Origin of the sequence: Pantoea sp. XY16 (assembly GCF_025153065.1) — a bacterium.
Lineage (GTDB): Bacteria > Pseudomonadota > Gammaproteobacteria > Enterobacterales > Enterobacteriaceae > Pantoea > Pantoea alfalfae.
Genome location: NZ_JANZNP010000009.1, coordinates 64,639 through 89,639, shown reverse-complemented (window position 1 = coordinate 89,639; position 25,001 = coordinate 64,639). Strand labels below are relative to the sequence as shown.

The following is a 25,001-nucleotide window of genomic DNA, read 5'->3' as shown; positions in this document are numbered from 1 at the left end:
TCATGGCGAATAAATTTACTCAGCACACCGGCATTGTTGCGCCGCTGGACGCCGCGAACGTCGATACGGATGCCATCATTCCCAAGCAGTTTTTACAGAAGGTGACCCGTACCGGTTTCGGTCAGCACCTGTTCCACGACTGGCGCTTTGAAGATGACGCGGGCACCGTGCCAACGCCCGGCTTTGTGCTGAACAAGCCGGCGTTCAAAGGCACCAGCATCCTGCTGGCACGCGAGAACTTTGGCTGCGGCTCATCACGTGAGCATGCCCCCTGGGCGCTGACCGATTTCGGTTTTCACGTGGTGATTGCGCCGAGCTTCGCCGATATCTTTTACGGCAACAGCTTTAACAACCAGCTGCTGCCGGTGAAATTAAGCGAAGAGGAAGTGGATGAGCTGTTCAGACTGGTTGCGGCCCAGCCGGGCATCAGCTTCACGGTTGATCTGGAAGCGCAGACGGTCACCGCAGGTGATAAAGTCTATCCGTTTGAGCTCGACAGCTTCCGCCGCCACTGCATGATTAACGGCCTCGACAGCATCGGCCTGACGCTGCAGCACGAAGCCTCGATTTCTCAGTACGAGCAGAATCAGCCCGCTTTCCTGCGCTGATTGAGTTAAAACAGGGCGACATCCCGTCGCCTGAGGTTGCAGGCAATCTCGGTTCTGGCCCGCTATGAGATCGAGCCTGCGAAGGCAACACGGTCAGATCGGAAAGTCGATTAAACCTTCCCTGGCCGCTCGTCCCGCGCCGTCCATGGCGCGGGACGCTTTTCTCCTCTGCCCGTGTTGCCTTCGTGTAAAGCGTGTTGTTGCGGTCAGACTCCCTCGAATCGGAGTTTGTCAGAAATCCAGGAGTGACATCCTGTCGCCTTTCTCTTTTATACGTCGCGCACCCGCGCCGACATCACCAGCGCCACAATCGCCAGCCCGAATGCCAGCCAGTAAACCGCCTCATGCCCCAGCCGCTCACTCAGCGTTCCCTGAATCACCCCTGCCAGAATCATGCCGGTCGAGATCGAGTTAGTAAACATTGTTGTCGCCGCACCGGGCCGCCCGGGCATCAGATCCTGGAACCACAGCATCCCGATACCCGCAATAATTCCGACAAACACCGCGTTGAACAGCTGCAACACCATCAGCGAGGTGCGGGAGTTGAACAGCACCAGCCCCAGATAAAACAGGACGCCAGCCGCCACCGCAATCAGCATTAACCTGCGCTTACCGATGCGACGCGCGTAATGTCCCGCCAGCAGCATCACCGGAATCTCCAGCCCGGCCGCCGTCCCCATCAGCAGACCGGCCAGCTTCTCCGGCAGTCCCAGCGTTGTGCTGATATAGAGCGGCATATCGATGATATACATCGTGTTGCAGGTCCACATCACAACGGAAGCGATGAACAGCAACCGCACATCCCGATCGCGCCAGCCGCTTATCGGCAGCCCGCCGCTTTGCATCAGCGGCTGCGTGCGTGGCACAGACGGCAGCGTAAACCAGACCAGCAGGATACAGATCAGAAACAGCGCGGCAGCCACCATAAACAGCGTCACAAAACCGTAGTTCAGCGCCAGCGCGAACGACAACGGTGGCCCGATTACCCATGCCAGCGACAGCTGGGCACGCATCACCGAACTGAACATCACCGCTTCACGCGCCGACTGATCGGCATACTCCCGCGCCAGCGCAAACAGCTGAGGCATAGAGACGCTGGCCAGCGCCGACAGCAGCACACCCAGCGTCAGCAGGGTCAGATAATGGCGGGTAAAGGCAAACAGCAGCGCATTCACCAGCGCCATCAGGCAACAAAAAAGAATAATATGCCGACGATCGCCAACACTGTCTGAGCGCTTAGCCACCAGCATACTCACCACGATACCGGCCACCGCATTGATGGTGAAAAACAGCCCGACCCAGAAGGGCCGCGCCTGTACCTCGCGCGTCAGAAACAGGCTAAGTGTTGGTGCCTGTAGTGCGCCTGCGATGCCCAGCATGAACGAGGCGACCATAAAAGCGAGGTAAACCGGATTGATGCGGCGCTGCCGCTTTAACAGCGATTTCATAGCGAAATCCCTTTCAGAACAAACAGAGGGGAAAAAGAAGGGTAGACGATACCGCGCAACATGAAAAAAGCCAGCAGAGATCATCTGCTGGCGGTGTAAATGCACCCTACTCAGAAAAGCACTCCACTGAACAGCGAAGTGAGGGTCGAACGCCATTCAGTGCTGAATGCCTCCCGCTCTTCCCATAGCGCAAAGTTTGCTCTTAAAATGGGGCAGAAAAAACAGAGCGCTTTTCACCGGGAGTTCCCCTTTTATGTCCTCATCACGTCTGAAGCAGCAGTTCATTCGCCTGTGGCAGAGCTGCCAGGGGCAAACGCAGGAGATTACCCTCAGCGAACTGGCTGACCTGCTGCACTGCTCGCGCCGCCATATGCGCAATCTGCTCAACCGGATGCAGGCCGCGGGCTGGCTGATCTGGCAGGCGGAAGCCGGACGCGGCAAGCGTTCACAGCTCTCCTTCTGCTATACCGGACTGGCTTTACAACAGCAGCGTGCCGAGGATTTGCTGGAACAGGATCGCATCGATCAACTGGTCCAGTTAGTGGGCGATAAGAATCAGGTGCGGCAGATGATTGGGGCACACCTGGGGCGCAGTTTCCGGCAGGGCAAGCATATCCTGCGGGTGCTCTACTATCGTCCGCTGCTTAACCTGCTGCCCGGTTCGGCGCTGCGGCGCTCGGAAACGCATATTGCCCGACAGATTTTCAACGGCCTGACGCGCATAAATGAGGAAAACGGGGAAATTGAACCTGATATTGCACACCACTGGCAGCAGACCTCTCCGCTTCACTGGCGCTTCTTTGTGCGTCCGGCGATTCGCTTCCATCACGGCAGAGAACTGGAGATGGAGGATGTGCTCGCCACGCTGGAGCGTCAGCGCACCCATCCCCTCTTTTCCCATATAGAGCAGATTGACTTACCTGCCCCCTGGACGCTGGACATTCGTTTAAGCCAGCCCGACGAGGGTTTGCCCTGGCTGCTGGGCAGCGTCAGTGCGATGATCCTGCCGCGCGAATGGCCGACGCTGCGTGATTTTGCCCGCCAGCCGGTTGGCACAGGTCCTTACCGGGTGATACGCAATCAGGAGAGCCAGCTGAAAATCGAAGCGTTTGATGACTACTTCGGTTTTCGCGCCCTGATTGATGATGTCTCTATCTGGGTACTGCCCGACATCAGCGATGAACTGGTCTATGCCGGTGTCCGTCTGCAGGGTGACAGCATTGATGAGATTCAGGAGGAGAGCCGCCTTGAAGAGGGCTGCTACTATCTGCTGTTCGATCAGCGTTCAGAGCAGGGTCGCAACGAGGCGGTCCGCCGCTGGGTCAGTTACCTCTTTAACCCCATCGCCCTGCTCAATCATGCCGGTGTCGGTTATCAGCGTTACTGGTTTCCGGCGTATGGCCTGCTGCCGCGCTGGCATCACCGGCGTGACCTGACGCCAGTGGAAAAACCGCCTGGCTTAACGCACCTGACGCTGACCTGGTACAGCCAGCACGTGGAGCATGAAGGCATCGCTAATGCGCTGCGTCCGCTGCTGGCAGCGCATGGCGTCACGCTGGAGACCCGTGAGATTAGCTACGAAAGCTGGTATCAGGGCGACGCGGAAAGTGATATCTGGCTGGGCAGCGTGAACTTCACCCTGCCGCTGAATTATTCGCTGTTCGCGCAGCTTTATGAGATTCCGCTACTGCATCACTGTCTGCCGATCGACTGGCACGGCGATGCGGCCCGCTGGCGCGAAAAAACGCTGCCGCTGGCCGAATGGAGCAAACAGCTGGTCGAAGAAGCCGGTCTGCATCCGCTGTTTCACCACTGGCTGCTGCTGGAAGGCCAGCGCAGCATGCGCGGTGTGCGGATGAATACCCTGGGCTGGTTTGATTTTAAATCGGCCTGGTTCGCGCCACCGGCGCTGTGACGCTTTCGCCCTGGCGCTGAAATGACTAGAATGTGACGTTCTCAACGGGGTGCGGCCTGCCACAAGCAAGCAGCTGAGAGAGACCCGTCGAACCTGATTCGGTTAATACCGACGTAGGGATTTGAGAGGCCTCTGTGCTCAGATCCTTTGCGACTCATCCCCTATTCTCCTGAAGGAGCGCAAAGTGTTAAACAAAGTTCTGCCGGTGCTGCTGTTACTCTCCGCCCCCGTTCTGGCGGCCAAGCCGGTTCTCACGGTCTACACCTACGACGCCTTCTCCGCCGACTGGGGCCCTGGCCCGGCGGTTAAAAAAGCCTTTGAAGCCCAGTGCAATTGCGAGCTGAAATTCGTCACGCTGGAAGATGGCGTCTCGCTGCTGAACCGCGTGCGCATGGAAGGCAAAAACAGTAAAGCGGATGTGGTGCTTGGGCTGGATAACAATCTGGTGCAGTCGGCGCAGAAAACCGGCCTGTTTGCCGAAAGTCAGGTCGACACCTCGACATTGAAACTGCCCGATGGCTGGCACAACACCACCTTCGTGCCGTTTGATTATGGCTACTTCGCGTTTGTCTATGACAAAACCCGGCTGAAGAATCCGCCAAAAAGCCTGAAAGAGCTGGTCGACAGCCCGGAGAAGTGGCGCGTGATCTACGAAGATCCCCGCACCAGCACGCCCGGATTAGGTCTATTGCTGTGGATGCAGAAAGTCTATGGCGATCAGGCACCGCAGGCATGGCAAAAGCTGGCACAGAAGACAGTGACGGTCACCAAAGGCTGGAGTGAAGCCTATGGCCTGTTCCTCAAGGGCGAAGGTGATCTGGTGCTGAGCTACACCACCTCTCCGGCTTACCACATCATCGAAGAGAAGAAAGAGAACTATGCCGCCGCGCCGTTTGCAGAGGGCCACTATCTGCAGGTTGAAGTTGCCGCGCAGTTAGCCAGCAGCAAACAGCCAGCGCTGGCGCAGCAGTTCATGAAGTTTATGGTCTCGCCTGACTTCCAGCGCACCATACCCACCGGCAACTGGATGTACCCGGTGATCGACACGCCGCTGCCTGCCGGTTTCGCGGCGCTCGACGTGCCTTCCACCGCCCTGCAGTTCTCGCCGGAAGAGGTTGCCAGCCAGCGCTCGGGCTGGATTAGCCAGTGGCAACGCGCCGTCAGCCGCTGATGCCGCGCTGGCTGATTCCCGGTTCCCTCGCCACAGCATTACTGACACTTGTGGCGTTTCTGGCCTTCGGTGCACTCTGGCGCGCCGCGCCGGACACGGACTTACGCGGCGTGCTGCAGGATGACTATCTGCATCACGTTATCGCATTCTCGTTTGCTCAGGCGCTCCTCTCCGCCCTGCTGTCGCTGCTGCCTGCGGTGCCGCTGGCGCGGGCGCTCTATCGACGTCGTTTCCCAGGCCGCCAGCTGCTGCTGCGCTTGTGCGCCATGACGCTGGTGCTGCCAGTACTGGTGGCGGTATTTGGGCTGCTAACCGTCTACGGTAGCAATGGCTGGCTGGCGCAGCTGTGCCAGCTGGCAGGGATCGATTACCACTTCTCTCCCTACGGTTTGTCGGGCATTTTGCTGGCGCACGTCTTCTTTAACCTGCCGCTGGCGACCCGCCTGATGCTGCAGGCGCTCGAGAGCATTCCGGCGGAACAGCGTCAGCTGGCGGCACAGCTCGACCTGCGCGGCTGGCACCATTTTCGTCTGCTGGAGTGGCCATGGCTGCGGCGTCAGCTGCTGCCGACCGGCGCGCTGATCTTCATGCTCTGTTTCGCCAGCTTTGCTACCGTGCTCTCGCTGGGCGGCGGCCCGCAGGCGACGACCATTGAGCTGGCGATATTCCAGGCGCTGAGTTATGACTACGATCCCGGACGCGCTGCACTGCTGGCGCTGATCCAGCTTGGCTGCTGCGTAACGCTGGTGCTGCTCAGCCAGCGCTTCAGCAAGGCGATTCCCGCCGGAACCAGTCAGTTGAACGGCTGGCGCGATCCGCAGGATTCGCGCGGGGCGCAGCTGGTTGATGCGCTGCTGATCCTGCTGGCGCTGATCCTGCTGCTGCCTCCACTGGCGGCGGTCATCGTCGATGGTCTGCACGGCGGAGTGCGAGGCGCGCTGGCACAGCCTGCACTGTGGCAGGCCACGTTGACTTCATTGCGCATCGCCACCGGCGCCGGTCTGCTCTGTGTGGTGCTGACCATGATGCTGCTGTGGAGCAGCCGCGAGCTGCGCCTGCGTCAGCGCCCGGCGGCGGCAACCCTTATCGACACCAGCGGCATGCTGATTCTGGCGATGCCAGGCATCGTGCTCGCCACCGGCTTTTTCCTGTTGTTCAACGCCACCATCGGCCTGCCCGAGTCGGCCGACGGGCTGGTGATCTTTACCAATGCGCTGATCGCCATTCCCTATGCGCTGAAAGTGCTGGAAAACCCGATGCGGGATGTCGCAGAGCGCTATGGCAGACTCTGCGATTCTCTGGATATCCACGGCTGGAACCGGCTGCGGCTGATTGAGCTGCGGGCGCTGAAGCGTCCGCTGGCTCAGGCACTGGCCTTTGCCTGCGTGCTGTCGATTGGTGATTTTGGCGTGGTGGCGCTGTTTGGCAGCGCCGACTTCCGCACGCTGCCATTCTACCTTTATCAGCAGATCGGCGCCTATCGCGGCGCAGATGGCGCGGTCACTGCCCTGCTGCTGCTGCTGCTCTGTTTGTTGCTGTTCACCCTGATGGAAAAATTACCAGACCGCCATGCTGACACTGAATAACCTCACGTACCTTTATCAGCATCTGCCGATGCGCTTTAGTCTCAACGCCACTCGCGGCGAGCGCATCGCGATCCTCGGCCCCAGCGGGGCCGGTAAAAGCACGCTGCTGAGCCTGATTGCCGGTTTCCTGCCAGTGAAACAGGGCACCCTGATGATTGACGGCCAGGAGCACACCCACAGCGTGCCGGCCAGACGGCCCGTGTCGATGCTGTTTCAGGAGAACAACCTGTTTCCGCACCTCAGCGTGCAGCAGAATATGGCGCTGGGGCTGCATCCGGGATTAAAACTCAGCACTGAGCAGCGTCAGCAATTGGCTGCGCTGGCCGATCAGGTGGGATTAGGCGATCTGCTTACCCGTCTGCCGGGCGAACTGTCGGGCGGACAGCGACAGCGCGTGGCGCTGGCACGCTGCCTGTTGCGTGATCGTCCGGTATTACTGCTGGATGAGCCTTTTTCTGCGCTGGACCCGGCGCTGCGCGGAGAGATGCTGCAACTGGTACGTTCGGTGTGTGAAGCGCGCAGCATCACGCTGCTGATGGTGTCGCACAGTCTGGAAGATGCCCAGCAGATTGCGCCGCGCAGCGTGGTGATTGTGGATGGACGGGTGTACTGGGATGGCGAAACCCGACAGCTGCTGTCGGGCGAGACGCGGGAGGCCGAGGTACTCGGTATCCCGCATCGTTAAGCATCAGGCGAAGAAAACCTGCCACAGCAGATGCCGGAAAACCGGCATCATCGGATGGAACTGAATGCCGACGAACGCCGAGACGGCGACCACCAGACCCAGCGGTCCTGCCCAGCGCAAACGCTCAGGCGGCAGCCAGGCCGTGGCCCAGTCGCGGCTCTTGCCGCTGCGCCACCAGCGCCAGCATAACCAGCCACCCAGCCAGATCAGCAGTGCTGCGCCGAGTAACAGCCATTTAAAGCTGCTCCCCTGCGCGGCTTTGGGCACATCGATCGCTACCCCCGCCAGAATACCGGGCAGCAGATAGAGCGGCGGCCAGAGAATGCAGCCAATAATGTTTGGCGGCAGAAATTTACGCACCGGCAGCTCCAGCATACCGGCCGCCAGCGGGATCAGCGGACGCGTAGGGCCTACAAATCGACCGACCAGAATCGTAAACATGCTGTGCTGATGCAGGGCGTGCTCGGTTTTATCCAGCAGGCCTTTATATTTTTGCAGATACTTCCAGCGATGCAGCGGCCCCTGGAATTTCCAGCCGATGCCGTAAGAGACCCAATCACCAATCAGACAGCCGGCAAAGCCCGCAGCCCAGGCAGGGTAAAGGCCAAGTTCGCCACTGCCGACCAGCGCGCCCAGACTGGCCATCATTACCGTACCTGGCAGCAACAGCCCGACCAGCGCCAGCGACTCCAGAAATGTCACCAGCGCAACGGCAAACAGCGCCCACTCCAGAGACTGCGTAATCAGTTGTTGAATCCAGGCTTCCATAATCATCCTTAGTAAAAGCAGAAGGCTGGATTGTCCAGAGCCAGCCACACAGCGTCAAGGCAAGAATTGTAGGACAATGTTGACAAAACTCAGTAACGGGAACTGTATAAATATCCATGGTATACTTAAGCGGTTTTCTCACCCCTGAATTGCTGAGTCCGGAGACCATCTGAATATGCCCCGCGCAGGTTTTCTGCTCACCCGCCACTGGCGCGACAGCCCGCATGGCAGCGAAATTATCCTCTGGCTTGCCACCGATGCCGGCGCGCAGCGCGTGGTGCTGCCGGTGCAGGAGTCTGTCGCGTTTATTCCTGAAGAATTTCAGGCGCAGGTCAGCGAATTACTTAAAGATGAACGTCAGTTTCGGATTCAGTCGCTAGCGCTGAAAGATTTCCGCCGCCGTCCGGTTTTTGGTCTCTATTGCCCGCAGAATCGTCAGCTACAGCGCATCGAAAAACGGCTGCGTGAACAGGGCATTCCGGTCTATGAGGCGGATATCCGTCCGCCGGAGCGCTACCTGATGGAGCGTTTTATTACCGCCCCGGTCTGGTTTGACGGCGAGCAGCACGGCGACAGCATGATTAATGCGCGGCTCAAACCTCATCCCGACTATCGCCCGCCGCTGAAATGGGTCTCGCTGGACATTGAAACCACGCAGCACGGCGAGCTTTACTGCATCGGGCTGGAGGGGTGCGGTCAGCGCCAGGTCTTTATGCTCGGCCCGCCAAACGGTGATGCCAGCATGCTGGATTTTGAGCTGATCTATCTCGACAGCCGCCCGCAACTGCTTGAAGCACTGAACCAGTGGTTTGCAGAGCATGACCCGGACGTGTTGATTGGCTGGAACGTGGTGCAGTTTGACCTGCGGGTGCTGCAAAAGCATGCCGATCGCTATGGTATTCCGTTGCGTCTTGGCCGCCAGCAGGCCGCGCTGGAGTGGCGTGAACATGGCTTCAAGCCCGGCGTTTTTTTCGCTCAGGCCAGCGGTCGGTTAATTATCGATGGCATCGACGCACTGAAATCGGCGTTCTGGGATTTCCCGTCGTTCAGCCTGGAGTCGGTGTCGCAACAGCTGCTGGGTGAAGGGAAAGCGATTGATAATCCCTGGCAGCGAATGGAGGAGATCAACTGGCGCTTTGCCAACGATAAACCGGCGCTGGCACGCTATAACCTGAAAGACTGCGAGCTGGTGACGCGCATTTTTCACAAAACCGCGATTATGCCGTTTCTGCTGGAACGCGCGGCGGTGAATGGCCTTGCGGTCGATCGCCACGGCGGTTCGGTGGCGGCCTTTGGTCATCTTTATATTCCGCGGATGCATCGCGCCGGATTTGTCGCCCCGAACATGGGTGATGTCGCCCCGGAAGCGAGTCCGGGCGGCTATGTGATGGATTCGCGCCCCGGCCTGTATGACTCGGTGCTGGTGCTGGATTACAAAAGCCTCTATCCGTCGATTATCCGCACCTTCCTGATCGACCCGGTGGGTCTGGTAGAGGGGCTGGCCCATCCTGATGATGCCGATTCAGTCGAAGGTTTCCGCGAAGCGCGTTTCTCACGGCATACCCACTGTCTGCCCGCGATTGTTGAGCAGATCTGGCTGGGTCGTGAAGCGGCGAAAAAGCAGAACAACCAGCCGCTGTCTCAGGCGCTGAAGATCATTATGAATGCCTTTTACGGCGTGCTGGGCACCAGCGCCTGCCGCTTCTTTGATCCGCGTCTCGCCTCCTCAATTACCCTGCGCGGTCACGCCATCATGCAGCAGACCCGCGCACTGATTGAGGCGGAAGGCTACGACGTTATCTATGGCGACACCGACTCCACGTTTGTCTGGCTGAAGTCCGCCCACAGCGAAGAGCAGGCCGCCGCGATTGGTCAGCAGCTGGTGCAGAAAGTGAATGCCTGGTGGCGAGCCCACCTGCAGCAAACCCAGGGGCTGACCAGCGCACTGGAACTGGAGTATGAAAGCCACTTCTGCCGCTTCCTGATGCCAACCATTCGCGGCGCGGAACAGGGCAGCAAGAAACGCTACGCCGGACTGATTCGTGACGCTGCCGGTGAGCGCATGGTCTTCAAGGGGCTGGAATCGGTACGAACCGACTGGACGCCGCTGGCCAAACAGTTTCAGCAGCAGCTCTACCATCGCATTTTTCACCGTGAGCCGTGGCAGGACTACATCCGCACGACCGTAGCGCAGTTGCTGGCCGGTGAACTCGACGATCAGCTGATCTACAAAAAGCGTCTGCGGCGGCCGCTGAATGAATATGAACGAAACGTGCCCCCGCATGTGCGTGCCGCCCGGCTGGCCGATGAGCAGAATCGTAAATTAAACCGGCCATTGCAGTACCAGAAGGGAGGCCGTATTCGTTACGTTATGGCGACGGCGGGTCCGGAACCACTGGAAGCGCGCCGCACGCCACTGGACTATGACCACTACGTGACGAAGCAACTTCAGCCGATCGCAGAGGGGATTCTGCCCTTTGTTGAAGGGGATTTTGCTACACTGATTACAGGGCAACTGGGGCTTTTTTGACAGGTGACGAACGCCCTGCCATCCAGTACCATAGCGCCCTTCCTGAAACTCACCGCTCTTACTCCCGCTCCAGATCTCGTTTGTCTGGCGGTAGCGCTATTGCCTGAGCTTTGGGAACACCTCTAAAAACGTTAAAATTTGAGCAAAAAAATATGGTTTTTACATTAGGTCAGCGCTGGATTAGTGATACGGAAAGTGAACTGGGACTGGGCACCGTGGTGGCGATCGATACCCGCATGATCACCCTGCTGTTTCCGGCCACGGGGGAAAACCGCCTCTACGCCCGCAACGATTCGCCGGTTACCCGCGTCATCTTTAATCCGGGTGATACCATCACCAGTCACGAAGGCTGGCAGATGCGCGTCGATGAAGTACGCAACGAAAATGACCTGATGACCTATATCGGTACCCGGCTGGACACCGAAGAAAGCGACGTGATGCTGCGCGAAGTCATGCTCGACAGCAAGCTGGTGTTCAGTAAGCCGCAGGATCGTCTGTTTGCCGGCCAGCTTGACCGGATGGATCGTTTCGCCCTCCGCTTCCGCGCCCGTAAATACCAGAGCGAGCAATATCGTCTGCCTATCAGCGGCTTACGCGGTATGCGCACCAACCTGATCCCTCACCAGTTGCATATCGCCCATGATGTGGGTCGCCGCCATGCGCCGCGCGTGCTGCTGGCCGATGAAGTTGGCCTGGGTAAAACCATTGAAGCCGGGATGATCATCCAGCAGCAGCTGCTGGCGGGTCGTGCTGAGCGTGTCCTGATCGTGGTGCCTGAAACCTTACAGCACCAGTGGCTGGTCGAAATGCTGCGCCGCTTCAACCTGCGCTTTGCGCTGTTTGATGACGATCGCTATACCGAAGCGCAGCACGACAGTGACAACCCGTTTGAAACGGAGCAGCTGATTATCTGCTCGCTGGACTTTGTGCGCCGTAACAAACAGCGCCTTGAGATGCTGGCCGATGCCGAATGGGATCTGCTGGTGGTGGATGAAGCGCACCATCTGGCCTGGTCAGAAGGCGAGCCAAGCCGCGAATATCAGGTTATCGAAAAGCTGGCGGAGAAAACTGCTGGCGTTCTGCTGCTGACTGCAACACCAGAACAGCTGGGTATGGAGAGCCACTTCGCCCGTCTGCGCCTGCTCGACCCGGACCGTTTCCATGACTTTGCCGCCTTTGTTGAAGAGCAGCAGCATTTCCGCCCGATTGCCGATGCTGTCACAGCACTGCTGGCAGACAAGGCAATCTCCCAGGAGGAGATGAACCGAATCAACGATCTGGTCGGCGAGCAGGACATTGAGCCGCTGCTACAGGTCGCCAACAGCGATCGTGACGGCAAGCTGGAAGCGCGTCAGGAGCTGATATCCATGCTGATGGACCGCCACGGCACCAGTCGCGTACTGTTCCGAAACACCCGTAATGGAGTTAAAGGCTTCCCGAAACGCGAACTGCATCAGATCCGCCTGCCGCTGCCAGCGCAGTATCAGACGGCGATTAAAGTTTCCGGCATCATGGGCGCGCGCAAAAGCGCAGAAGAGCGGGCGCGTGACCTGCTCTACCCGGAACAGATTTATCAGGAATTTGAAGGTGACAGCGGCACCTGGTGGAACTTCGATCCGCGCGTGGAATGGCTGATGGGCTATCTCACCACTAACCGTAAAGAGAAGGTGCTGGTGATCTGTGCCAAAGCGGCCACCGCGCTGCAGCTGGAGCAGGTACTGCGCGAGCGCGAAGGTATCCGCGCCGCGGTGTTCCACGAGGGGCTGTCGATCATTGAGCGCGACCGCGCCGCGGCCTGGTTTGCCTCAGAAGAGAACGGCGCTCAGGTGCTGCTTTGCTCTGAGATCGGTTCAGAGGGCCGCAACTTCCAGTTTGCCAGCCGTCTGGTGATGTTCGACCTGCCGTTTAACCCGGACCTGCTGGAACAGCGTATCGGTCGTCTGGATCGTATCGGTCAGGCGCACGACATTCAGGTTCTGGTACCGTGGCTGGAGCAGACCGCACAGGCGGTGCTGCTGCGCTGGTATCACGAAGGGCTGGACGCGTTTGAACACACCTGCCCGACCGGCCGCACCATCTATGACAGCGTTCATTCACAGCTGATCGGCTATCTGGCCGCGCCGGAAAACAATGAAGGCTTCGATGCGTTTATCACTGACTGCCGTAAACAGCACGACGCGCTGAAATCGCAGCTGGAACAGGGTCGTGATCGCCTGCTGGAGCTGAACTCTAACGGGGGTGAATCGGCGCAGTTGCTGGCCAATGCCATCAGCGAGCAGGATAACGACACCGGCCTGGTGAACTTCGCGCTCAACCTCTTTGATATCGTCGGCATCAATCAGGAAGATCGCAGCGATAATCTGATTGTGCTGACCCCTTCCGACCACATGCTGGTGCCTGATTTCCCTGGTTTGCCGGAAGATGGCTGCACCATCACCTTTAACCGCGATCAGGCGCTGTCGCGCGAGGATACCCAGTTTATTACCTGGGAACACCCGCTGATTCGTAACGGACTGGATCTGATCCTGTCAGGCGATACCGGCAGCAGCGCACTGTCACTACTTAAGAACAAGGCGCTGCCGGTGGGGACCCTGCTGGTTGAGCTGATCTATGTCGTTGAAGCGCAGGCACCGAAGCATCTGCAACTGACCCGTTTCCTGCCACCGACGCCAATCCGTCTGCTGATGGATACCAAAGGCACCAACCTGGCGGGAAAAGTGGAGTTCGAAAGCTTTAACCGTCAGCTGAATGCCGTTAACCGTCATACCGCCAGTAAACTGGTGAATGCGGTGCAGCAGGATGTGCATGCGATTCTGACGCAGGCCGAAGAGAGTGTGGTCAGCGAAGCGCGCGCGGTGATCGATGCGGCACGTGCTGAAGCGAACGAGAAGCTGGGTGCCGAGCTTTCGCGTCTTAACGCGCTGAAAGCCGTCAACCCGAACATCCGCGACGATGAAGTCGAGGCACTGGAAAGCAATCGCGAACAGGTGCTGGAAAGTCTCGATCAGGCTAACTGGCGTCTCGACGCGCTGCGCCTGATTGTGGTGACACACCAGTAAGCTCAGGGGCCACTGGCCCCTTATTTTTGGAAAGCCCCATGGAACCTTACAACCCACCGCGTGAACCCTGGCTGCACATCCTTTATCAGGATGCACACATCATGGTCGTGAACAAACCCAGCGGTCTGCTCTCGGTACCCGGTCGTCTGGATGAGCACAAAGATAGCGTGATGACGCGGATACAGCGTGATTTCCCGCAGGCAGAATCCGTTCACCGGCTCGATATGGCGACCAGCGGCGTAATGGTGGTGGCGCTGACCAAAGCGGCTGAACGCGAGCTGAAGCGCCAGTTCCGTGAGCGCGAGCCTTCCAAAACCTACGTGGCCTGCATCTGGGGGCATCCGGAGAAGGAAGAAGGACTGGTTGATCTGCCGCTGATTTGTGACTGGCCAAATCGTCCAAAGCAGATGGTTTGCTTCGAGACCGGCAAAGCCGCGCAGACGGAGTATCAGGTGCTGGAATATCGTGCGGATAACTGTGCGCGCCTGTTGCTGAAGCCGATTACCGGCCGTTCACACCAGCTGCGGGTGCATATGCTGGCGCTGGGCCATCCGATTCTGGGGGATAACTTCTATGCGCATCCGGAGGCTAAAGCGATGGCAGCCCGTTTGCTGCTGCATGCAGAGTCACTGACCATTACCCATCCGGCATTTGGTAATGCCATGACGTTTCGCCAGCCCGCCGATTTTTGAAATCTACTGCCTGTCACCGTGGCCTCCTCTGTTGCAGAAGAGGCCAGGAGACATAGTGATTACTTAAAGCCTTTCTCTTTGCGAATCAGATCGTACGCTGCCTGAATTTCCTGCGCTTTCTGCTTCGCCATCTCCATCATCTCTGGCGGCAGCCCTTTCGCCACCAGCTTGTCAGGATGATGCTCGCTCATGAGTTTACGGTACGCGCGTTTAATCGTGGTGGCGTCATCGCTGCTCTTCACGCCCAGCACGCTACAGGCATCTTCCAGCGTTGGGCCGCGTTGCGCCTGCTGGAAACCGCCCGAACTGCGCTGACCACCGCCAAACTGCTGGCCACCCTCCATCATGCGCAGGAACTGATCGAACTGGACACGCGAAATGCCCAGCTCTTCAGCAATCACATAGAGCACCTGACGTTCGTTGGGATGCAGTGAGCCGTCGGCAAAGGCGGCCTGAATCTGGATCTCCAGGAACATCCGGATCAGATCGAACCGGCCAAAACAGGCGCTGCGCAGTTCACGCAATTTACTGCGTAACGGGTAATCCGCCTGCTTGCCTTCGCGGAACGCGCGCTGGGCTGCACTGCGGGAGTCACCATGCAGCTGCATCCGTTCCATTAGCAGCGAAGCAATCTGAATATCCGCTTCCGTGACGCGCCCTTTTGACTTGGTCAGATGGCCCATCACCTGAAAGGTGGTGCTGAAAAACAGCGTCTGTCGGGTCTGATTATTTGAGAAGTAAGCCTTGCCTTGCGCACCGCGTACTTTGTCAATCATATGGCCAATGATCAAGCCAATCACAATACCCCAAAAGCCTGCGCCGGAAAGTAATCCCACCGCCAGACCCATAACTTTTCCCCAGTAGCGCATAAACTCCTCAATTCGCCATGCTTGCGGCTGAAAATTGCATTATCATACCTGTCATTTATCTCAGCGCCTAACGGCAACGCTGACAGACCAGGATTAACACTGGCACAACGCCGGGCAGTAAGTTAGTCTCTGACCCGATTGTCGGCATGATGCCAGTTTTCATGGAATTCTCGATACCGCGTATGAAAAAACATATACCTACCCTGCTGGCCACACTGATCGGCGCAGCCATTAGCCAGCAAGCCTTTGCCGACGATTTGATGTCGCAGTGTATGTTAGGCGTGCCGAGTTATAACCGCCCGCTGGTGAACGGTAATACGAACCAGCTGCCTGTCACCATTCACTCTGATGCCGCGAAAGGGAACTATCCCGATGATGCGGTCTTCACCGGCAATGTAAACATTGAGCAGGGCAACAGCCGTATGCAGGCGGATGAAGTTCAGCTTCATCAGCGTCAGCAGGAAGGCCAGACCGCGCCAGTGCGTACCGTCGATGCCCTGGGTAATGTGCACTACGATGACAATCAGGTCATCCTGAAAGGTCCGAAAGCCTGGTCAAACCTCAACAGCAAAGATACCAACGTCTGGAATGGCCAATACCAGATGGTGGATCGTCAGGGACGCGGGACTGCAGACCAGATGAAGCTGCGCGGCGATAACCGCTATACCATCCTGGAAAACGGTACATTTACGTCCTGTCTGCCTGGCTCCAACAGCTGGAGCGTAGTGGGTTCAGAAGTGATCCAGGATCGCGAAGAGGAAGTGGCGGAGATCTGGAACGCCCGCTTTAAGCTCGGTTCCGTTCCGGTGTTCTACAGCCCCTATCTGCAGTTACCGATTGGCGATCGTCGCCGGTCCGGTTTCCTGATCCCGAACGCAAAATATGGCAGCAATAATGGCTTCGAGTTCATTCTGCCCTATTACTGGAACATCGCGCCGCAGGCCGATGCGACCATCACGCCGCACTACATCAGTAAGCGCGGCATGAAGTTTGAAAATGAATTCCGTTATCTGACCACGCTGGGTGCCGGTCTGATGGAATTTGACTACCTCGGCTCCGATAAACAGTATGACAACGACAAAGCGTTGCGCGGCATCGCCGACGATGACAGCTCCGATCGCTGGCTGTTCTACTGGCGTCATGCGGGTGTTTATGACCAGCACTGGCGTTTCAACGCGGACTACACTAAGGTCAGCGACAAATATTACTTCAACGATCTCGACTCGAAGTACTACAGCTCGACTGATAACTACGCCACGCAGAAATTCAGCATAGGCTATGCCGACACTAACTGGGACGCGACGCTCTCCACTAAAGATTTCCAGGTATTCGGCAATAGCAGCAGCGATAACGTTTACCGCGCGATGCCGCAGCTGGACGTTAATCTCTATCAGAACGATATTGGCCCGTTTGATGGCCGGATCTATGCTCAGGCGGTGAAATTTACCAACGTCAGCGATCACTACCCTGAAGCGACCCGTTTGCACATTGAGCCGACGCTGAACCTGCCGCTGTCAAACGGCTGGGCCAGTCTGGATACCGAAGCGAAGTTCCTGGCGACCCACTATCAGCAGACTGACGTTGATTACTATAATAATGCGGCCAATGGCCTCAGGGGTGATCAGAGCGGCGAGCTGGATGAGTCGGTCAACCGTACCCTGCCGCAGTTTAAAGTGGATGGACGGCTGGTGTTTGACCGCGATATGAACTCGGCTGCGGGCTATACCCAGACGCTGGAACCGCGCGTACAGTACCTCTATATCCCGTACCGCAATCAAAGCAATATCTATCCCTACGACTCAACATTGCTGCAAACCGACTACACCGGTCTGTTCCGCGACCGTACTTATAGCGGGCTGGATCGCATCGCGTCAGCCAATGAAGTGGCTACCGGTGTCACCTCGCGTATTTATGATACCGATCTGGTTGAACGTTTTAACGTTTCTGTGGGTCAAATCTACTCGTTTACCCCTTCTCGTACTGGTGTGAATCAAACCAGTAAAGAAGATGATACCGGCAGCCTGATTTGGGCTGGTGATACATACTGGAAAATCAGCGATCGCTGGGGCGTCAGAGGTGGGCTGCAATATGACACCAAACTCGACAACGTCTCCCAGGGCAATACCGTACTGGAATACCGTCGTGATGCCGACCGTATGGTGCAACTGAGCTACCGTTACAGCAGCCCGGAATATGTGGCAACGGCGCTGAACAACAGTGCGCTGGTGACAAATCCTATCTTTAAAAACGGGATTTCACAGGTGGGCACTACGGCCAGCTGGCCGATTGCGGATGCATGGTCCGTGGTAGGCGCTTACTACTACGATACCCGCAACACGCGTCCGGCGTCGCAGCTGGTTGGACTGCAATACAGTTCATGCTGTTACGCGATCCGGGTCGGTTACGAACGCAAAATTAACGGCTGGGAAAACAACGACAGTAAATATGACAACCAAATCTCATTCAACATTGAGCTGCGTGGTCTGAGTTCTAACTATGGCTTAGGCACCAACGATATGCTGCGTCAGGGCATTATCCCTTACCAGCCCGCTTTCTGATGTTGTGATGTTTGACAGGCAATCCCGCAGTGCGGAACCAACAATGGATAAAGTATGAAGAACTGGAGAATGCTGATTCTTGGTGTGGCAATCAGTGCTAACACCGCGTTCGCAGCACCACAAGTCGTTGATAAAGTTGCAGCCGTGGTCAATAACGGCGTGGTTCTTGAGAGTGACGTGGACGGCATGATGGGCACGGTTAAATCTCAGGCCCAGCAGGCAGGTCAGCAGTTGCCGGATGATAAAACGTTGCGCCATCAGATTCTGGAACGTCAGATCATGGACAACATCATTCTGCAGATGGGTGAAAAAGCGGGGATCCAGATCAGCGACGAGCAACTGGACCAGGCGATTCAGAACATCGCTGCGCAGAACAGGATGAGCCTTGATCAGTTGCGCAGTCGTCTGGCTTATGACGGCATGAATTACAGCGTTTATCGTTCTCAGATCCGTAAAGAGATGACCATTGCTGAAGTGCGCAATAACGAAGTGCGTCGTCGCGTCACCATTCTGCCGCAGGAAGTCGATACGCTGGCTAACCAGATCGGTTCTCAGAACAGTCAGGGGACAGAACTGAACGTCAGCCATATTCTGCTGCCGCTGCCGGAAAACCCGACGCAGCAGCAGGTTGATGAGCAGGAAACACTGGCGAAACAGCTGGTTGGCGAACTGAAAAATGGCGCGGACTTCGGCAAGATGGCCGTAACCTACTCTGCTGACTCTCAGGCGCTGAAAGGCGGCAACATGGGCTGGGGCAAAATCGAAGAGTTACCAACCCTGTTTGCGCAGGCGCTGGCGACCGCGAAAAAAGGCGATATCGTCGGACCCGTTCGCTCAGGTGTCGGCTTCCATATCCTGAAAGTGAATGACCTGCGTGGCGAGAGCAAAAATGTCTCTGTCACCGAAGTGCATTCGCGTCACATTCTGCTGAAGCCATCGCCGATTCTCACAGATGAACAGGCACGCGCGCAGCTGGAACAGATCGCGGCTGACATCCGCAGTGGCAAAACCACTTTCGCCGCGGCGGCCAAACAGTACTCTGATGACCCGGGTTCGGCGAACCAGGGCGGCGATCTCGGCTGGACCTCTCCGGAAGTCTTTGATCCGGCGTTTCGTGACGCACTGCTGCGCCTGAAAAAAGGTCAGACGAGTCAGCCAGTTCACTCCTCTTTCGGCTGGCATCTGATTCAGTTGCTGGATACCCGTCAGGTGGATAAAACCGATGCAGCCCAGAAAGAGCGTGCTTACCGTATGCTGTTTAACCGTAAGTTCGCAGAAGAAGCACAGACCTGGATGCAGGAACAACGCGCCAGTGCCTACGTGAAGATTCTGGATGGCAATGCGCAGTAATGCCCGTGTAGTGATCACCCCCGGCGAACCTGCCGGGATTGGTCCCGATCTTACTGTTCAGCTGGCCCAGCAGTCGTGGCCGGTTGAACTGGTAGTCTGCGCCTCACCTGCCCTGTTGCAGCAGCGTGCGGCACAACTCGGTTTGCCGCTGACCCTGCGTCCCTATCAGCCTGGCATGGCAGCATTGCCGCAGCAGGCGGGTACGCTGACTATCCTGCCCATCGAAACGGCAGCGCCGGTCACGCCCGGCGAGCTTTGCGTCGCCAACAGCGACTATGTGCTGGCCACCCTGGCGCGCGCCTGTGACGGTTGTCTCGATGGTGAGTTCACTGCCCTGATTACCGGCCCGGTGCACAAAGGCGTCATCAATGATGCCGGCATCGCCTTTACCGGCCATACCGAATTCTTCGCCGATCGCGCGGGCGGCCATCGTGTCGTGATGATGCTGGCGACAGAAGAGCTGCGCGTCGCACTGGCAACTACCCATCTGCCGCTGAAAGATGTCCCCGCTGCGGTAACCCGCGACTGTCTGCATGAAGTGATTACGATTCTGCATCGTGATCTGCAGCAGAAGTTTGCCATTGCCGAGCCGCATATTTACGTCTGTGGTCTTAATCCTCATGCGGGCGAAAGCGGCCACATGGGTCGGGAAGAGATCGAGACCATCACGCCGGCACTCAATGAACTGCGTCAGCAGGGCATTAACCTGACCGGCCCGCTGCCTGCGGATACCCTTTTTCAGCCTAAATATCTGCAATATGCCGATGCGGTGCTGGCGATGTATCACGACCAGGGCCTGCCGGTACTCAAATTCCAGGGGTTTGGCCGGGCGGTGAATATCACCCTGGGCCTGCCCTTTATCCGGACTTCAGTTGACCATGGCACTGCGCTTGAACTCGCTGGTCTGGGTCAGGCTGAACCGGGCAGCTTCATCACGGCGCTTAACCTCGCCATCACTATGATCAAGAGCAGTAATGAATAATCGCGTCCATCAGGGGCACTATGCCCGTAAACGTTTCGGGCAGAACTTCCTGAACGATCAGTACATTATCGACAGCATTGTCTCCGCCATCCATCCACAGCGCGATGAAGCGCTGGTAGAGATCGGTCCGGGCCTGGGTGCCCTGACCGAACCGGTCGGCGAACGCCTCGATAAATTAACGGTGATAGAGCTGGACCGCGACCTCGCTGCGCGTCTGGAAACGCATCCGTTCCTTGGCCCTAAACTGACTATCTTCCAGCAGGATGCCATGACCTTCGACTTCGCCGCGCTGGCGCAGGAGAGAGGCCAGCCGCTGCGGGTATTTGGTAACCTGCCGTACAATATTTCGACCCCGCTGATGTTCCACCTTTTCAGCTATACTGGTTCGATCAAAGATATGCACTTCATGCTGCAGAAAGAAGTGGTCAATCGTCTGGTCGCCGGTCCGGGTAGTAAGACCTACGGTCGTCTGACGGTGATGGCGCAATATTACTGCCAGGTCATTCCGGTGCTGGAAGTGCCTCCGCACTCTTTTACACCGCCACCGAAAGTAGACTCTGCCGTGGTGCGTCTGGTGCCGTATGCCGAGCCACCATATCCGGTCAGCGATGTGCGTATTCTGAGCCGCATTACCACTGAAGCGTTCGGCCAGCGACGTAAAACGCTGCGCAACAGCCTGAGCCACATGGTGGCTGCCGGTGCGCTGGAAGAGTTATCCATAGATCCAACCCTGCGTGCCGAGAACGTCTCCGTCGCGCAATATTGTCAGCTGGCGAACTGGCTGGCCAATCATCAGGGAAAATCGCAGGAGTAAGTCATGAGTGAAACGGCCCGCGTCTCCGTCCATGTGCAAAGCCAGTACGTCGCCTCACAATCCTCACCGGATGACGATCGCTACGTCTTCGCCTATACCATTACGATACGCAATCTGGGCCGTTCCGCTGTGCAACTGCTGGGACGTTACTGGCTGATTACCAATGGTAACGGCCGCGAAACGGAGGTTCAGGGTGAAGGCGTGGTCGGTGAACAGCCATGTATTGCGCCTGGTAATGAATTTCAGTACACCAGCGGTGCGGTGATCGAAACGCCGATGGGCACCATGCAGGGACATTACGTGATGGTCGACGAACAGGGTGATACCTTCCACGTCGAGATCCCGGTGTTCCGCCTCGCCATTCAGACCCACATTCATTGATTTACACGCTTTTTGCCCGTTAAATCGGGCACCTTCCTGATGGATAAAACGTTATGAGCACATACCTGATTGGCGATGTTCACGGTTGCTACGATGAATTACGTGCGTTGCTGCAACAGGTCGATTTCAATCCTGAGCAGGATACGCTGTGGCTGACCGGCGACCTGGTGGCACGCGGTCCAGGCTCCCTTGACGTCCTGCGCTACGTGAAATCGCTGGGTGACGCGGTACGTCTGGTGCTGGGCAATCACGATTTGCATCTGCTGGCGGTTTACGCCGGGATCAGCCGTAACAAGCCTAAAGATCGCCTGACCCCCCTGCTCGAAGCGGACGATGCAGATGAGCTGATCAACTGGCTACGTCGTCAGCCGCTATTACAGGTTGATGAAGAGAAAAAACTGGTGATGGGCCACGCCGGTATCACACCGCAGTGGGATATCGAAACCGCGAAAAAGTGTGCGCGTGAAGTGGAAGCGGTTCTCGCCAGCGACAGTTATCCGCTGTTCCTGGATGCCATGTATGGCGATATGCCGAACAACTGGAGTGAGGATTTGACCGGCCTGGCGCGTCTGCGCTTTAGCACCAACGCCCTGACGCGCATGCGTTACTGCTTCCCCAACGGTCAGCTGGACATGATCTGCAAAGATGCCCCTGAATCCGCCCTTCCGCCGCTGAAACCCTGGTTTAACATCGAGGGGCCGGTTGCACGTGACTACACCATCGTGTTTGGTCACTGGGCATCACTGGAAGGCAAAGGGACACCAGACGGCATTATCGGTCTGGATACCGGCTGCTGCTGGGGCGGAACGCTGACCCTGCTGCACTGGGAAGGTCAGCGTTATGTCGTGCAGCCTTCCAATCGCGAACAAGCGCTGGCCTCCAGCGACAGTCTCGCACCGCCTGCGTTATAACGGCGATGCTGGTCAGTCAGGCCAGCATCCTGTTTTATGCACCGATAATGCCGCCATCTTCGCGGGTGATCATGATCACCGACGAACGTGGACGCGGGCTGTTATTGGGAAAGTGTGAGTCACCCTCTTCACCGGGATGCTGCACATTCACGAACAGCGTTTTGTAGTCGGGCGTGAAGGTAATACCGGTAAGCTCGCACGATTTGGGGCCGACCATAAACCGGCGGATCTCTCCACTGTCAGGATCTCCCACCAGCATCTGATTATTCCCCTGCCCCTGATAATCCTCTTTGTTACTGTACTTGCCGTCGGTCAGGATCCACAAGCGCCCCTGCGCATCAAATCCCAGGCCATCCGGGCTGTTGAAGGTGTTCTCCGCCGTGATGTTAGGTGTGCCGCGATAAACCCCTTCAGGATGTGCTATCGGGTTGCCGCACAAGGCATAGATATCCCACTCAAAGGTCTGTGCAGTGGCATCGCCCTTCTCATCCCAGCGGATAATCTGACCGTAAATATTTTTTGGCCGCGGATTCGCTGCATTGACCGGCATGCCTTCATTCCCGCGCTTGTTGTTGTTGGTCAGCGTGCAGTAGGCACGACCATCGTGTGGGTTAACGGCAATCCACTCGGGCCGGTCCATCCGCGTGGCGTTAACGACATCGGCCGCCGCACGCGCATTGATCAAAACATCTGCCTGGCTATTGAATCCCTTTTCAGCGGTGAGTCCATTTTCGCCCCACTTCAGCGCCAGCCAGCGCCCGGTGCCTTTCAGCGGTGTGCCCTGCGCATCACCGTTGAACTGCGCCACATAGAGCGTGCCCTTATCCAGCAGTCCGTGATTGGCTTTAGCATCATCCGGGATGACCTTGTCGTCGGAGACATATTTATAGATATATTCGCCGCGCTCGTCGTCGCCCATATAAACCACCAGCTGGCCGGTTTTCGCGACCGTCACGGCGGCATTCTCGTGCTTAAAGCGGCCCAGCGCGGTCCGCTTTACCGGCACGGAGTGAGGATCGAAAGGATCGATTTCGACGATCCAGCCGTGACGGTTGAATTCGTTGGGATTCTTAGCGATATCGAAGCGGGGATCAAAGTCAGACCAGTTGCGCTCCGGCTCGGCGGCATTCAGGGTATAGCGCTTCTGCTGTGGGGTCGGGGTAAAGTCGGCCTGATGGGTACCAAAGTAGGTATCGTAGTTCTCTTCACAGGTGAGATAGGTGCCCCACGGCGTTTTGCCGTTGGCGCAGTTACCAAAGGTGCCCAGGACATTCATTCCCTGCGGATCGGCCGCAGTCTGCAGCGCTTTATCCCCTGCGGCCGGACCGGAGAAGCGCATCGGGGTATTGGCGGTAATGCGGCGGTTATAGTCAGAAGGACGTACCACCTGCCAGCGATTGTCCTCACCCCGTTTGACTTCAACGATGGAGATACCGTGCGCCGCCTGCGACTTTTTGACATCTTCCAGGCTGGTCGCTTTACTGCCGCCGTGGGCAAATAGCGTCGGCTCGTTCACGTATTCATTGTTAATCGCCATCACGCCACGCTGGTCATTAATCGCGAAGAAGCTCATCCCATCGTTGTTGTCACCGAACTGCTTTTCCTGATCTTCTGCGCTATTGTTGCCGTGCGGGTCAAACGCGACCGCGCCATTCACCAGCGGATCACCCCAGGAGATCAGCACGTCAGCACGATAGCCCGGTGCGACCACAACCTCATCGGCCGTAGATGCGGCAATCGCCTGAAAGCCCAGCAGTGGGCTGCCGGCAGGCTTTGTCTGCGCCAGTACGTTTCCTGAAAGCGTGAGGCTGCCGCTGAGAAAGCCGGTCAGCCCTATCGCGCCGGAACCGGCAAGAAATTTACGACGATGTGGATCACGAAGGCGGTCAGTGCTTAATGCGGAGAGTTCGGTTTTCATTATTGATTGCTTCCTTTATGACGATCCCAGAAAAGAAGCAATGCTAATGAACAGAGATGACAGCCAGGTTACAGCCAGGCGGAAAGAGGATTAACGGCGACGGTCGAGGATCTCAAAACAGTAGCTGTGAGAGTTCTGCTCATCAGCGTCGTGGAATTCGCTGAAAGTGGACTGCCATTCGTCCGGCTCGTAATCCGGGAACTGCGTATCACCTTCTACTTCCGCATCAATGTGCGTCAGATAAAGACGATCGGCACGCTTCAGCATCTGCTCATAGACGCGGCCACCGCCAATCACCATGATCTCCTCAGCGTCTCCGGCTGCCTGTAACGCCTCATCCAGCGACGTAACCCAGGTCACGCCTTCTGTGGTGCCTGGCTTACTGCTGACAACAATGTTCAGTCGTCCAGGTAACGGACGGCCAATGGATTCAAAGGTCAATCGCCCCATAATCACCGGTTTCTTCAGCGTATTGCACTTGAACCACGCCAGATCTGCAGGCAGGTCCCACGGCATGGCGTTCTCCATTCCAATAATGCGATCTGCTGCTAATGCCGCGATAAGACTAATCATGTTAACCACTCACTGAAAAAAATTGGCGCCATGATACGTAAAGGTGAAACTTTCGTCGATAGGGGGAAAGATCTATTTGCGTAAAGCTTTTCATGATGCCGTTTTTCGCGGCCTGTGCAGCGTTTTTCACCGCGTAATCGCGTCAGTTTGCCGCAGCGCGCCAGCGACTGGCCTCAGGCTGGC

Annotated in this window: 19 protein-coding genes and 1 riboswitch; of the genes, 14 read left to right on the top strand and 5 right to left on the bottom strand. The window is 57.3% G+C overall.

The window, feature by feature from the left end; translation table 11 throughout:
• The first annotated feature begins 2 nt into the window (after nucleotides 1-2).
• On the top strand, nucleotides 3-608 hold the full coding sequence (leuD, locus tag N1689_RS13750; protein ID WP_161731642.1) for a 3-isopropylmalate dehydratase small subunit: 606 nt from the start codon (nucleotides 3-5) through the stop codon (nucleotides 606-608).
• 269 nt (nucleotides 609-877) lie between these two features.
• Here the strand turns inward: leuD and N1689_RS13745 are convergent, their stop codons facing one another.
• Nucleotides 878-2,056 (bottom strand): MFS transporter, encoded by a 1,179-nt coding sequence (locus tag N1689_RS13745; protein ID WP_260059166.1) that lies wholly within the window; start codon nucleotides 2,054-2,056, stop codon nucleotides 878-880.
• 253 nt (nucleotides 2,057-2,309) lie between these two features.
• On the opposite strand from N1689_RS13745, the gene sgrR reads away from it, so the two are divergent.
• The 4 genes from sgrR to thiQ all read left to right on the top strand — a co-directional run bounded on the left by sgrR (nucleotide 2,310) and on the right by thiQ (nucleotide 7,413).
• Complete coding sequence (gene sgrR, locus N1689_RS13740) at nucleotides 2,310-3,971, top strand: HTH-type transcriptional regulator SgrR (RefSeq protein WP_161731646.1); 1,662 nt, start codon at nucleotides 2,310-2,312, stop codon at nucleotides 3,969-3,971.
• Nucleotides 3,972-4,006: 35 nt separating this feature from the next.
• Nucleotides 4,007-4,109, top strand: a riboswitch (TPP riboswitch).
• Nucleotides 4,110-4,155: 46 nt separating this feature from the next.
• Complete coding sequence (thiB, locus tag N1689_RS13735) at nucleotides 4,156-5,142, top strand: thiamine ABC transporter substrate binding subunit (RefSeq protein WP_161731648.1); 987 nt, start codon at nucleotides 4,156-4,158, stop codon at nucleotides 5,140-5,142.
• Nucleotides 5,118-6,728 carry a thiamine/thiamine pyrophosphate ABC transporter permease ThiP gene (gene thiP / locus N1689_RS13730; RefSeq protein ID WP_260059165.1) on the top strand — a complete coding sequence of 537 codons (1,611 nt, stop codon included), beginning with the start codon at nucleotides 5,118-5,120 and terminating at the stop codon, nucleotides 6,726-6,728. The genes thiB and thiP overlap by 25 nt, the downstream gene beginning before the upstream one ends.
• Nucleotides 6,712-7,413 (top strand): thiamine ABC transporter ATP-binding protein ThiQ, encoded by a 702-nt coding sequence (thiQ, locus tag N1689_RS13725; protein ID WP_161731652.1) that lies wholly within the window; start codon nucleotides 6,712-6,714, stop codon nucleotides 7,411-7,413. The genes thiP and thiQ overlap by 17 nt, the downstream gene beginning before the upstream one ends.
• Before the next feature lie 3 nt (nucleotides 7,414-7,416).
• On the opposite strand, the gene N1689_RS13720 is transcribed toward thiQ, so the two are convergent.
• Nucleotides 7,417-8,181: a DedA family protein gene (locus N1689_RS13720; RefSeq protein ID WP_161731654.1), complete on the bottom strand. Its 765-nt coding sequence runs from the start codon at nucleotides 8,179-8,181 to the stop codon at nucleotides 7,417-7,419.
• Nucleotides 8,182-8,350: 169 nt separating this feature from the next.
• Here N1689_RS13720 and polB point away from each other — a divergent pair, with 169 nt between their 5' ends.
• From polB to rluA, 3 genes are all read left to right on the top strand, one after another.
• On the top strand, nucleotides 8,351-10,711 hold the full coding sequence (gene polB / locus N1689_RS13715) for a DNA polymerase II (protein WP_161731741.1): 2,361 nt from the start codon (nucleotides 8,351-8,353) through the stop codon (nucleotides 10,709-10,711).
• Between the two features lie 152 nt (nucleotides 10,712-10,863).
• Nucleotides 10,864-13,770 carry an RNA polymerase-associated protein RapA gene (rapA, locus tag N1689_RS13710; RefSeq protein ID WP_222924574.1) on the top strand — a complete coding sequence of 969 codons (2,907 nt, stop codon included), beginning with the start codon at nucleotides 10,864-10,866 and terminating at the stop codon, nucleotides 13,768-13,770.
• Nucleotides 13,771-13,808: 38 nt separating this feature from the next.
• Entirely contained in the window at nucleotides 13,809-14,462 is a 654-nt protein-coding gene (rluA, locus tag N1689_RS13705; protein WP_161731658.1) for a bifunctional tRNA pseudouridine(32) synthase/23S rRNA pseudouridine(746) synthase RluA, read from the top strand.
• Between the two features lie 59 nt (nucleotides 14,463-14,521).
• Here the strand turns inward: rluA and djlA are convergent, their stop codons facing one another.
• The gene (gene djlA / locus N1689_RS13700) at nucleotides 14,522-15,331 is read right to left on the bottom strand and encodes a co-chaperone DjlA (protein ID WP_013356743.1); all 810 of its coding nucleotides are present in this window, start codon (nucleotides 15,329-15,331) and stop codon (nucleotides 14,522-14,524) included.
• Nucleotides 15,332-15,513: 182 nt separating this feature from the next.
• On the opposite strand from djlA, the gene lptD reads away from it, so the two are divergent.
• Genes lptD through apaH form a run of 6 tightly spaced genes read left to right on the top strand, consistent with a single transcriptional unit; the run spans nucleotide 15,514 to nucleotide 22,327 of the window.
• Nucleotides 15,514-17,889 (top strand): LPS assembly protein LptD, encoded by a 2,376-nt coding sequence (lptD, locus tag N1689_RS13695; RefSeq protein ID WP_161731660.1) that lies wholly within the window; start codon nucleotides 15,514-15,516, stop codon nucleotides 17,887-17,889.
• A 54-nt stretch (nucleotides 17,890-17,943) separates the two neighbouring features.
• Entirely contained in the window at nucleotides 17,944-19,239 is a 1,296-nt protein-coding gene (gene surA / locus N1689_RS13690) for a peptidylprolyl isomerase SurA (protein WP_161731662.1), read from the top strand.
• Nucleotides 19,229-20,221, top strand: a complete 993-nt coding sequence (gene pdxA, locus N1689_RS13685; protein WP_161731664.1) for a 4-hydroxythreonine-4-phosphate dehydrogenase PdxA — start codon at nucleotides 19,229-19,231, stop codon at nucleotides 20,219-20,221. Before surA ends, pdxA begins: the two co-directional genes overlap by 11 nt.
• Nucleotides 20,214-21,035 (top strand): 16S rRNA (adenine(1518)-N(6)/adenine(1519)-N(6))-dimethyltransferase RsmA, encoded by an 822-nt coding sequence (rsmA, locus tag N1689_RS13680; RefSeq protein WP_161731666.1) that lies wholly within the window; start codon nucleotides 20,214-20,216, stop codon nucleotides 21,033-21,035. Before pdxA ends, rsmA begins: the two co-directional genes overlap by 8 nt.
• A 3-nt stretch (nucleotides 21,036-21,038) precedes the next feature.
• Nucleotides 21,039-21,416 (top strand): Co2+/Mg2+ efflux protein ApaG, encoded by a 378-nt coding sequence (gene apaG / locus N1689_RS13675; RefSeq protein WP_161731668.1) that lies wholly within the window; start codon nucleotides 21,039-21,041, stop codon nucleotides 21,414-21,416.
• 53 nt (nucleotides 21,417-21,469) lie between these two features.
• Entirely contained in the window at nucleotides 21,470-22,327 is an 858-nt protein-coding gene (apaH, locus tag N1689_RS13670; RefSeq protein WP_260059163.1) for a bis(5'-nucleosyl)-tetraphosphatase (symmetrical) ApaH, read from the top strand.
• Between the two features lie 34 nt (nucleotides 22,328-22,361).
• Here apaH and N1689_RS13665 read toward each other — a convergent pair whose 3' ends face one another.
• Both N1689_RS13665 and folA read right to left on the bottom strand, forming a co-directional pair.
• Nucleotides 22,362-24,245, bottom strand: a complete 1,884-nt coding sequence (locus N1689_RS13665) for a PhoX family phosphatase (RefSeq protein WP_161731672.1) — start codon at nucleotides 24,243-24,245, stop codon at nucleotides 22,362-22,364.
• Nucleotides 24,246-24,335: 90 nt separating this feature from the next.
• Nucleotides 24,336-24,818, bottom strand: a complete 483-nt coding sequence (gene folA, locus N1689_RS13660) for a type 3 dihydrofolate reductase (protein WP_161731674.1) — start codon at nucleotides 24,816-24,818, stop codon at nucleotides 24,336-24,338.
• Nucleotides 24,819-25,001: the final 183 nt, after the last annotated feature.